Consider the following 10,667-nt stretch of genomic DNA (forward strand, 5'->3'; position numbering starts at 1 on the left):
ACCAACAAGCACTAAAATGAACACCAACTTAGTCAGAAAATATAATGTACCGGGTCCACGCTACACCAGCTACCCGACAGTACCCTACTGGAATGAAGTTCCTCCTACTGAAGAAGAATGGAAGCAGCATGTAAAAAATGCTTTTCAGGTGGCAGATAACTCCGGCGAAGGGCTGAGCCTTTATCTGCACCTGCCTTTCTGCGAAAAGCTTTGCACCTACTGCGGTTGCAACAAACGCATTACCATGAACCATAAGGTAGAAGACCCTTATATTACCAACCTGCTACAGGAATGGAATTTGTACCTGCAGCTGTTTGGAAAAAAACCGCTAATCAAAGAGGTACACCTCGGTGGCGGTACGCCTACCTTTTTCTCCCCTGCTAACCTCCAGAAGTTAATGGATGGCTTATTTGAAGGAGCCATTGTGGCACCCGATGCGGAAATGAGCTTCGAAGGCCATCCGAACAATACTACCCGGAACCACCTGCAAACACTTTACAACATTGGTTTCCGACGTGTTAGCTTTGGGATACAGGATTTCGACCCCGAGGTGCAGCGGGTGATTAACCGCATTCAGCCGCTCGAAAATGTGGAAAGGGTTACCCGCGAAGCCCGTGAAATCGGCTACGACTCAATCAATTACGACCTTATTTACGGACTGCCGAAGCAAACCCTGGCCAGCATTATTCGCACCATTGAAATAGCCAACTCATTACGTCCCGACCGCATTGCGTTTTACAGCTATGCCCACGTGCCATGGACAAGCCCGGGCCAGCGTGGTTATTCGGAAGCCGACCTCCCCCGTGATGAGGAAAAGCGAGCATTGTATGAGGAAGGAAAGAAAATGTTCGAAGCTGCAGGTTATGTGGAGATAGGCATGGACCACTTTGCCCTCAAAACCGACAAGCTTTATGCTGCTTCCCAAAAAGCACAGCTGCACCGCAACTTTATGGGCTACAGCAGCAGCGGCACCCGTTTTGTACTCGGACTCGGAGCTTCGGCCATCAGCGATACCTGGACGGCTTTCGGGCAGAACCTGAAAAAGGTGGAAACCTACCGGGCAGCAGTAGAATCCGGCCGCTTCCCAATTTTCCGTGGACACCTGCTTAACCGGGAGGACCTGGTGCTCCGCCAGCATATCTTAAACCTGATGTGCCGCTTCCAGACCAACTGGAAAGAAGAGGAAGGCAAAACCTTTGCCCTTGTAGAAGCCAAAGACCGGCTGAAGGAACTGGCACAGGACCAGTTATTAGTTCTGGAAGAAGACAGTGTGCAGGTAAGGGAATCCGGCAAACCCTTTATCCGCAACATTTGTATGGCACTCGACGCCCGGCTATGGCGAAATAAGCCTGAAACTCAGATTTTCAGCAGCACGATTTGAGAAGAAAGATTGCTCAAAATCTCCGTTTTTCCGGCCCTTATTTCCAAAGAAGCTAATAAAGATACTGATATTAAACATGAGTCATCCTCTTGCTGCTACCCAAAAAACTTGTTGCTTTAGGAAATTTTGCCATATACCCAACTTTTTAAAAACTGAAAGGTATAGAAAAAAGTAAAGGCTGCTCCTTTTCAATAGAACAGCCTTTACTTTTTTCTAAACATATTTATTTAATTACCAATACTTTAAAAGTACCCGATCCAAGGTTTTTCTGTGTAGCATTTCCATTAAATATAGCTACCTCAATTTGGTTATTATTTCTTACATAACCAGACATCAAACAACCTTGTAGTGGATTAGAAAAAGAGGCTACCACAAAGTCTCCAAGTGCTACACCTTCTAAAGTTACTTGTACAACAAAGTTTGTTCCTGCCGCAATTGTTCCTACAGTTACAGCACTTGTTTCTTGAGTATTTACACCTTTTACACCTGAAGATATTACCAGATTTCTATTTGCATCCTCTTCAATAATAATTCCGGTTCCCTGAGTTAAAGTTAATAGCTTCGGGTCCGCTCCGGTAACACCAACAGGAATCTGGAGATCAGTTGCTGCAGGAAGTGCTCTTACGGGAGTATTCCCACCCCCTAATAGAATACCACTATTTGTTAAAGTAGCAGCTCCGGTACCACCATTTGCTACTGGCAATACGTTGGTAACTTTAGCAGTAAGATCTACTGTACCATTGGCAATGTCCGCATTTACAATGGATTCATCTTTGATATCCTCAGAAAGGATTACTTCATTTTTAATATCTTCAGAAAGAATCTCCTCATCCAGAATTTTAGCCGTAGTAATCGCATTATCGGCTATATCATCCGTGTAGAAAGAGTATGGAACTGCCATAAACTGCTGCAGACTTACCAGCTTATAATCTCCGTCATTTTTTATTGAAATCTCTACTTTTAAGAACTGGTTAGCCTCAATCCATGGAAGCTCCATCAGAGTAGCGTATTGTCCAGCTCCGGTAAGCTCGCCTTGGCCAATTACCAGCGAAAATAAACCATGCTGATCAGTTAAAGTAGTATGAGTTTCCTGATAAAGTACCGGTCCGGAATCTCCACTCAAAATAGAGAAGCGCACCCCGATAGTCTTGTTATAAAGAGGTTTACCCTCAATGTCCATCCCAACAATTTCCTTCCCCTGGTCATCAATTGCCACGGCCTGGAAATGAATTCCTTTTAAATCCCCTATTTGCTGAGCCAGTACACTAGGGCCTGCAAAAAGCACAAACATTATCGTAAAGAGGCTGTATAACTTTTTCATCCTATAAAATTTCTGTGTATCTAATATTTATTTTGTAATGGTAAAGGCCAGTCCTAATGTTAAAGCAAATGCCCTATTGTAGCCTTGCTGAACTGCGTCCGCTCCTTCCACTGGCTTGGCTTCAATGTTTTGCAGGCCCATTAGGTAACTAAATTCGGTATAAACCGAAATATATTCGGAAAGGCTCAACTCCACACCCGGATTCACCACCACACCATAATCTCTCCGCTGAAGCTCTCCTGCCTTAATGAGGTCATGGTTAGAAGTCCCCTGAACCTGGTTTCCTTTAAGCAAATAAGCATAGTAGGCTGAAACGATCAGGTAAGGACTAAAGCGGCCAGGATTGTAGCGGTAACCAGCTCCTAATTTCGCATCAGCATACTGCAGGTCCCAGAGGTAGTTGGCATCATCATAGACCATTGTAGCGCCGGCATTCCGCATACCTACATTTGCCCGAGCTATAAAACCTCCTTCAGTAGCATACTGGTAGCCCAGGCTGTAAGCACCAGTATAAGTAGGGTTATACTCGCTGTCTGCCTCACCCTCGCTGTTAATAAATTTAAAATTAGAAGAAAGCTGAGAAGCATCCAGCGTCAGGCTGGACTGTGCCATGGTTGTAGTTGCGGACATTAAGCCGAACATAAAGAGTAAAACTTTTAATTTCATATCAGAAAATTTCATACGTTCTTTATTTTGAGATAATTAATCTTGACGAGTAGTTCAGGTTTTCTTCTGTACTTACCGTAATCAGGTAAAGTCCACTTTGCCAGTTATGAACATCAATAGACTGACTGCGGAATTCTGACAGGTGCAGGTTGATTATTACCCGGCCCTTACTGTCGATTACCTTTAATAATCCACTGGAAATAACCTCTGCAGCTTCAAGGATAATGGAAGAAGTAGCAGGGTTAGGGTACACCTGTAGAGATAAGCTGTGTGGCAGTAACTTCTGCTTTATTACAGACTGTTGGGCGGATACTGTTGGCTGCTGGAATCCGGGCCGGAAACCTACGCCATTGGCATAGTAAGTTGTGGTGGCATAAGGCTGCCCAATGGTTTGCTTCACTAACAAGCCATCTTCTGCCATATTCACCCCCATCATGCCTATGCTTTGCCGCTGAATGGATTGTGCCTTCACTTGCGTGAAGCACGTTAGCATCAGGAATGCAAAACAGAAAGACAGGCGGATAAGCGAGCTATAGTCTTTTGTACATTGTTTTATCATAGTTACTTTTTCTTTTAGTTTCAATTTCGAGCAGCTCTGATACAGCTCTAAATGACTGCCGCTAAAATATTTTGAGAAGCAGCATTTCGGTAGAGATACCTTTACGTTCATGGGATACCTGAATATGGTGCGATAATTCTTTCCAAGTTTGTTTAGTTTTTTTTCAAATCCACCTGTAAGACTTCAATTATCGTCTTACGGTTGGAATATATTTTTTTGGTAGAATTTTACGAAGCGGATTGAGATGTAAGCAAAAAGAAAAAGTATAAAAGCACAAAAGAGATTATGGACTTTCAATCTCCGCTTTTCTTAAAAAAAAGAAGAATTAGCCTTCATTAGACCCACTTTTGCCTGGAATTTATCGGGAGTTTGGGATTAATTACAAGTGTAATATTACATTCTGTTAGAGGGGAAATCTATGAGCAAAAAAGAGGCTTAGGTAAGTTAACATATCCAACTTTCCAGTTTCATCAGAAGCCATAACACCTGTAAAGGTAGAAGCCGGCGATCGCCAGAAGAAACGATAACTGGACCACCTGATGGTTTTAGCGGAGGAAAAAGAGTTGATTCAGGAGCAGGATAATGTCTTTATCCAGAATAAAAGTATGGCACCCGATTCCTGGCTATGGCGAAATAAGCCGGAAACGCAGATATTCAGCAGTATCATTTAAAAAATCATCCTTCATCTTTCCTGCAAAAGTATTCCTCAGTAAAGGAACGGTCTACCGAGGCTGGAACTTAACTGATTGGTGCCTTTTATTATTCTTAACCTCTCCTCTCCGGAAAAGAATGCATCACTCATCGTAACTTAACTTACCCTCCACCACACGGGCGGCACTGGTAAAAGGGTGCTCCTGTATTTTTACCGGCGACATAATATGGTTGACGGTATACCCTTTCGACTTGAGCAAATCAGAAATGAGGCTTCTGTGGCAACGCCACCACAGCACTTCGGAACACATCATGGCCGTTGGTTTTTCTGCGGTAACTTCCACCAACTGCTCCAGCCCTTCCTGGAAATAATCGGTGGCCATATAGTCGGCATCGCCCTTAAAGGCTTTATTACGCCAGATGCTGTTGCGGCCATTATTCTCCGGTCTTCGCCGGCCACCCAGCTCCGGGAAATGCCGGTAGGCGATGCCATTTTCCGGCAGGGACTGCTCCATGGCTCCTTTCAGGAATTGTGGGTGTTTTCGGGAGCCTGGAAAACGCCGCACATCGGCCAGCAGCTCAATCCCGTGGGTGTGCAATAGCTCCAGAAATTCATTCAGCAGTTTGGTCGAGTGGCCGATGGTCCATATCTGTTTTTCCATACTATCTGAACCGCTAAAAGCTTTTAGTGTTAGGCAGGGCAGGATATAAAAAAAGAGGCTGCCACGTACACGGCAACCTCTTTCGAACCAATCTAAACCTAAACCAATTAGGGTCTTATACCAACATCCCCTCCTTAATTTTCGGAAAGAGGATGTTATTCTCGAGGTGAATGTGCTGATGCAGGTCATCCTCAAATTCTTTCAGAAATTTATACGTCAGCTCGAAGGACGCACAGGCACCTGCAGGAAGTTCATAGTTATTGGTTAGCTCCCGGATTTCAGCCATCAGGTCTCCTACTTCACGATGCTCGTTTTCCAATTCTTCTTTCAATCCGGCACCACCATCTGGCAGCATACCGCTTTCTTCGTATTGCTTAATCAGCGGGAAGTAATCAGACTCCTCCTTCTCAAGGTGGCTCATTAGTTCTTTATTGAGCTCAAAGAAGGTACGGTTCAGCTCAACCAGGAATGCATGGTCGGTATGGTGCACTTTAGTTACCTTATTGACCAATTGTGCAATTAAAGGTGCGTTTTTCCTTATATAGTTATGGTGGTTATTCTCGATAAAATCGCATATCGTACTCAGCTTCCAGTCCTGGAAGCGCAGTGGGTAATTCCCCTGAGTTTCGCTCTGGCGGATTTCGGCCAGCACCTCTTCGCCATCAAGTCCTTTGGCAGCACAGGCTTCCATAAAGCTAACATTCCCCCGGCAGCAATAATCGATTTTATATTTCTTGAAAACAGCTACTGATGGCGGATACTGCAACACTACTTCACGTACAGTTTTGTTAAAGCGAGGTTTGAGGGAAATTTTAATTTTCCACACATCATCCTCCCCTTCCTGCAGGTACTCCCAGCTGAATACATCAGGATAAATCTGGTTCAGCTGGTAAAAGAGTGGCTTGGGGTCGTGGTCGTTTACGAGAATGATGTCTTCTCCTTCAGCAATATTTTCGAGGGTTTCAAATATATGCTGGTGCTTGCCCTGTGGCGGGAGCATGCGAACGTCGAGTATGCTTTCTTTTCTCATCGGATTATTTTTTAGCAGTTGGGATGGCACGACTATCAGTCTCTGTACCGCCAGAACCTTTAATCTATACTGCTAAATTAAGCTCCTCTCCCGCCCTCTCTTATGATTCAAATCAGTTAAAGAATTTTTTTGAAAGAATTCTCTGAAGTGAATTCGCTTTCCTCCTGTTTGTCATGCCCTTTGTGCACCTGAGGAGCTTGAAAAAGAACGAATAGTCGGAATAAGCGAATGAGCTAAGGCCTTAACCCTCATCTTCTTCCCGGCTCTTCTTCATAAGAAGCAAATCAGATTCCCTGCGGGAATGACAAAGGGGGCTTTTTCTGCCAAGTCTGTACGCCTTCTGTTTTACAGCCAATTCTATACTTTTTAGTAACTAAAAGCTGGCGTATCATTAACAGTCCAAATATGAGTTTAATGAACAAAGAAGCCGGAAATACCCCATGCAGGAATGACAGGCATGACTTTTCCCTTATCATTCATCATTCTTAATTTTTAATTCTTCATTTGGCAAAGCCACTTACCCTTTCACCAGCTCCCTAAGCTGCTCTTTTTGCTCCAGCTGCGGGATTCCATTCCATAGCAGCGAAAGCGGGATAAAGATGCTGACGCCAAACATCAGCTCGTGGTAATAAGGAATAAGGGGGCCTGAAACCATTAACAGCAGCGGCTGGGCTACCATCAGGAGCTGACTTCCCACGAAGGCCAGCAGGAAGAGTTTTCCCTGTGTGGGTTTTAACTGGTAGAGCTTATATTTCCCAAACCAGGCAAAGAGGAACACACTCACAAAACCGAGGAAAATAATGTGCAGGTAGAAGATAAGGAAATTCCGAACCACAAAAGCCATATCGGCCACGAAAGGAATACTGCCGGCGGCCTGCATTCCCATTTTAAAAACAAAGCAACCAAAGGCGAACAGCAACAGCGAATAATGCCAGCCTGACATGATTTGGCGAATGCGGGATTGCAGGCCTCTCAGCGAAATGAAGAGGTATAACAGTCCGGCCAGCTGGAGTATATTAGCCAATACGGCAGCTGCAAATACCCACCATTCAGGCTGTGTCCAGAGAGTCGAACCGGCATAGGCAGGAATACAGCCCAGCAGCATCAGGATAAAGAAACTGCGGGCTGCTTTTTGGTTGTAGGCTATTCCTTCTCTTTCAAGCATTCGGAAGAAGAGGGCGAAAATGGCGAAAGTAAACCAGCCATCGTACTGGAAGTGCAGGTAGAAGTAAATGGAGAGCTGGGTAAAATCGTGCCCCATATTATTGGCCATGCCGTAACCCAGGGCAAAAGGCCCGAAAGATGACAGCAGCAGGAAGAAGATTCCGGCCAGGGCAAACTGCAGGCTCAATGGTTTTTTCTCCGGAAAGATTTTATTTTTATCCCTGACAAAGAACACCGCCAGCACAACCGAAAATACGATGTGCAGGGTAGAAAAGGTAATGGAAACCGCCCCATAGCCCTGAACAGGAAAGCTGAAAAGCATCCCCAGCACGCTCAGCTGAAAAGCCAGAAAAAGCTGATGGTATTTCTTTCCGCCCTCATAATCTTTGGGAATAAAAGAATACAGCAAGGCCACGAAAAGGGCATTGAATATCCAGCCCATAAAGGCCACATGCGAATGGGCATGCAGCAGGTTTTTAAAGTCAATGCCTGCAATGGGGTTGAACATCAGGAAACGCAGGAAGCCTCCCAAAATGGTGGCTACCAGTAAAAATCCTACCGCTATTTTTATCCAGCTCCTGCGGTACATATGACTTAAATTTCTGCTTGCATCCTGCCGAGCATATCCATTTTAAAACGGAATACGCCGGCAATATTGGTGGCTTTCACCCTTGCCTCCTCTGCCTTTTCCCCCACAAAGCGTTCATCAAGGGTTTCATTGAACAGGCGTACCCAGCGGTCGAAGTGCTTTACCATTAAAGGCAGCGGTATATGCTGGTCGAAAGGCTTTCCTTTGTAGCTCTGGGTGCCGAACAGCAGCGAATCCCAAAAATTGTACATCTTGGGCAGGTGCAGCTCCCACTTAACACCTGCAATTTCATTGAAGACGGGAGAGAGCAGCTCGTCTTTATTTACTTTATCGTAAAAGGCATCGACGAGCTCAATAATCTCCGCCCTTCCTTTTATTTCTTTCATGATTCTAATAATTGTTTTGGAGATTTTGCCAGAAAATTATACTCCAGGCTGCTTTACCGGCAGACTTTCACTATCCTAAAAATAAGTGAGCGGAGTTTAGAATTTTATGATATATATCAGCTAAAAAGGGAATTTACCTCAGCTTTCAACAGCCTTGCCTTTCGCATTCGAAGTACCTGGTAACCGATGGTAATGAAGTAGGCGACAATGAAAATTCCATTCAGGATACCTCCCCAGTATTTGAGTGGATAAAAGCCGTGGATACTCCCACACATCCGCACCAGCAGGCTCAGGTGCAGCAGCCCTCCCCATACATACAAGCCGGGACTAAAGGGGTGGAAAGGCAGTTTGGCAATTCCGGGCAGAATGACAGGGCCGTGGGCGAATATCATGCTGAAGGTGAAGCCTATGAAAAAGGTATGCACCAGCACATCATAAGCCACTTGGGCAAAAACCGAAAGCATCATGGCAATGCCCGACAGTCCCAGCCAGATATACCCCATCCCCAGCATAACAGCCGAAAAGCGGTGCAGCCCTTTCCGCTTCAGGCTTTTGCGAATCATATCGAAACGCAGCAGCCAGAGGGCAGTCAGCAGCATGGCCGCTCCTGCCACCCCTTGCCCCCAGCCATGGTAAGAGGTTCCGGCCGCGATGACAAATATTCCCAGCAGGGCCAGCAACATCCCTTTTTGCCATTTCCTGATGGGCAGAAACTTGCTCAGCTCCAGGCGTTCGCCGGTAATGGTGAGGAGCAGAAAACTAATCCACCAGGGCAGGGCTTGCGGATAGAAGTGATACTTCCAGGCCAGTATGTTGCCAATGAGCCAGCAGGCAGCACCGGCCAGCATCACGTAAAAATACAGCTCTTTGTATCGGTGAATAATATCGAGGTAGAGGTAGCAGAGTCCGGCACTCCCTGCCACGAGGGCCAGCAGGGCAAAATCAGCAAAGCCGAACAGGAAGAGCGGCAGGCTCAGGGCATTTACCAGCGGCACCAGGAGAAACCATTTATTCTTCGCCACCACTGCTCTTTCGAGGGCAATGAGGGTACCCAGGAAGCTCCCTACCATCAAAGCCCCATGCTCCCCCGCCAGTCCGGTCGAAAATCCTGTCCAGCCAAGGTGGTTATAGCCGGCAAAGATGCCGGTCAGCACCGACAGTACCACCAGCAGGGCGGTTAAAATGGTGGAGAGCGCAGACTTTTTCATCTTTAGAAATCTTTTTTAGCCAGGGAACGGAACAGGAAGCCAAGCGGAGCCACCACCCACAGCAGGGCACAGCCAATTGAAAGGAGAATACCGGTGCTTTGTCCGAGGAATTTATTAAACACGGCTCCACTAAAGCCGAAGAGGGCAGAAACATCCAGCTTCAGCATCATGCTGATACGCAGCAGGTCGATAGGGTTGAGCAGCGTAAGGGCCAGTGATAATTTTTCGAGCGGATAATCCTGGAAGACAATCAGAATTAGCAGGAAAATACCATCGTACATAAGGGCGGTAAACAACCAAAGCAACAGGGACAGGCCGAAGCCTTTAGTTTTATTTTCATTCCTGAGGGCAATGAGGAAAGCAATGGCTGAAAAGATAAAGGTGAGCAGTACCCCAATGAAAATTAAGAGCATGAAATTCCAGATTTCGCCGGATACCAGTATGCCATAGCTCAGGAAAGGCACGCCCATTCCAATAAGGAAGCTGAGTGAAAGTGAAGTAGCCAGCCCGAGGTATAGTCCCCATAGCACACTACTTCTTTTCAGCGGCTGGGCCAGCAGCAGCTCCATAAAATCGCGGGAGTTGTAGAAGTAAATTACTCCGAACATAATGGCGGTAAGCGGTGCGAGGAACAGCACGATGTTCATCAGACTGATGATGGACTTCGACAAATCCATGTTAAGGTACAGCAGGCCAAAGGTAGCGGCCAGGTAAAAGAGCAGGGATATGACAGACCAGCGGCTTTTCAGCAGGTCGTAAAAGCTATATTTGAATATTTTTATCATGGTAGTAGTTCGTTGATGGTTGGTCGTTGCTGGTTGTTCGTGGCTGGTTTTTAGTACTAAGTACTAAGTACTAAGTATCAAGATTTTGGCACACAAGCGGGTATTCTCATGGTTATTGTCATTGCGAGGAGGCCATTAGGCCGACGTGGCAATCTTTAGCCTATTTGTACTATCATTTTCTGCTCTTTTTAAATTTACAGCTTCCTATTTAGAGATTGCTTCACTCCGCCGCGCCGCGTAGGCTATGGCTAAGTTCGCAATGACA

10 protein-coding genes are annotated in these 10,667 nt (G+C 45.8%); 1 reads left to right on the plus strand and 9 read right to left on the minus strand.

What is annotated here, in order from left to right; genetic code table 11:
• Positions 1-16: 16 nt before the first annotated feature.
• On the plus strand, positions 17-1,381 hold the full coding sequence (gene hemN, locus F752_RS0106585) for an oxygen-independent coproporphyrinogen III oxidase (RefSeq protein ID WP_017730941.1): 1,365 nt from the start codon (positions 17-19) through the stop codon (positions 1,379-1,381).
• Between the two features lie 223 nt (positions 1,382-1,604).
• Here the strand turns inward: hemN and F752_RS0106590 are convergent, their stop codons facing one another.
• From F752_RS0106590 to F752_RS0106640, 9 genes are all read right to left on the minus strand, one after another.
• Entirely contained in the window at positions 1,605-2,702 is a 1,098-nt protein-coding gene (locus tag F752_RS0106590; RefSeq protein ID WP_017730942.1) for a hypothetical protein, read from the minus strand.
• A 27-nt stretch (positions 2,703-2,729) separates the two neighbouring features.
• Positions 2,730-3,368 carry a hypothetical protein gene (locus F752_RS0106595; RefSeq protein WP_152425054.1) on the minus strand — a complete coding sequence of 213 codons (639 nt, stop codon included), beginning with the start codon at positions 3,366-3,368 and terminating at the stop codon, positions 2,730-2,732.
• 22 nt (positions 3,369-3,390) lie between these two features.
• Positions 3,391-3,927, minus strand: coding sequence for a T9SS type A sorting domain-containing protein (locus F752_RS25740; protein ID WP_160164088.1), 537 nt, complete (start codon positions 3,925-3,927; stop codon positions 3,391-3,393).
• Between the two features lie 794 nt (positions 3,928-4,721).
• The gene (locus tag F752_RS0106610) at positions 4,722-5,240 is read right to left on the minus strand and encodes a DUF488 domain-containing protein (protein WP_017730946.1); all 519 of its coding nucleotides are present in this window, start codon (positions 5,238-5,240) and stop codon (positions 4,722-4,724) included.
• Between the two features lie 115 nt (positions 5,241-5,355).
• Positions 5,356-6,270, minus strand: coding sequence for an iron-sulfur cluster repair di-iron protein (gene ric / locus F752_RS0106615; RefSeq protein ID WP_017730947.1), 915 nt, complete (start codon positions 6,268-6,270; stop codon positions 5,356-5,358).
• A gap of 517 nt (positions 6,271-6,787) precedes the next feature.
• Positions 6,788-8,023: a hypothetical protein gene (locus F752_RS0106625; RefSeq protein WP_017730949.1), complete on the minus strand. Its 1,236-nt coding sequence runs from the start codon at positions 8,021-8,023 to the stop codon at positions 6,788-6,790.
• 5 nt (positions 8,024-8,028) lie between these two features.
• Positions 8,029-8,409: a group III truncated hemoglobin gene (locus F752_RS0106630; RefSeq protein ID WP_017730950.1), complete on the minus strand. Its 381-nt coding sequence runs from the start codon at positions 8,407-8,409 to the stop codon at positions 8,029-8,031.
• Between the two features lie 116 nt (positions 8,410-8,525).
• A complete protein-coding gene (locus tag F752_RS0106635; protein ID WP_017730951.1) occupies positions 8,526-9,617 on the minus strand; it encodes a hypothetical protein in 1,092 nt (363 codons plus the stop codon).
• A gap of 2 nt (positions 9,618-9,619) precedes the next feature.
• The gene (locus tag F752_RS0106640; RefSeq protein ID WP_017730952.1) at positions 9,620-10,402 is read right to left on the minus strand and encodes an ABC transporter permease; all 783 of its coding nucleotides are present in this window, start codon (positions 10,400-10,402) and stop codon (positions 9,620-9,622) included.
• Between the last annotated feature and the right edge of the window lie 265 nt (positions 10,403-10,667).

The sequence above is a fragment of the Nafulsella turpanensis ZLM-10 genome, from assembly GCF_000346615.1.
Lineage (GTDB): Bacteria > Bacteroidota > Bacteroidia > Cytophagales > Cyclobacteriaceae > Nafulsella > Nafulsella turpanensis.

Bases quoted from the DNA above. Each gene is read 5' to 3' on its own strand.
- F752_RS0106590 (WP_017730942.1), bottom strand. From the start codon at position 2,702: ATGAAAAAGTTATACAGCCTCTTTACGATAATGTTTGTGCTTTTTGCA.
- F752_RS0106635 (WP_017730951.1), bottom strand. From the start codon at position 9,617: ATGAAAAAGTCTGCGCTCTCCACCATTTTAACCGCCCTGCTGGTGGTA.
- ric (WP_017730947.1), bottom strand. From the start codon at position 6,270: ATGAGAAAAGAAAGCATACTCGACGTTCGCATGCTCCCGCCACAGGGC.
- F752_RS0106625 (WP_017730949.1), bottom strand. From the start codon at position 8,023: ATGTACCGCAGGAGCTGGATAAAAATAGCGGTAGGATTTTTACTGGTA.
- F752_RS0106640 (WP_017730952.1), bottom strand. From the start codon at position 10,402: ATGATAAAAATATTCAAATATAGCTTTTACGACCTGCTGAAAAGCCGC.
- F752_RS0106630 (WP_017730950.1), bottom strand. From the start codon at position 8,409: ATGAAAGAAATAAAAGGAAGGGCGGAGATTATTGAGCTCGTCGATGCC.
- F752_RS0106595 (WP_152425054.1), bottom strand. From the start codon at position 3,368: ATGAAATTAAAAGTTTTACTCTTTATGTTCGGCTTAATGTCCGCAACT.
- F752_RS0106610 (WP_017730946.1), bottom strand. From the start codon at position 5,240: ATGGAAAAACAGATATGGACCATCGGCCACTCGACCAAACTGCTGAAT.
- hemN (WP_017730941.1), top strand. From the start codon at position 17: ATGAACACCAACTTAGTCAGAAAATATAATGTACCGGGTCCACGCTAC.
- F752_RS25740 (WP_160164088.1), bottom strand. From the start codon at position 3,927: ATGATAAAACAATGTACAAAAGACTATAGCTCGCTTATCCGCCTGTCT.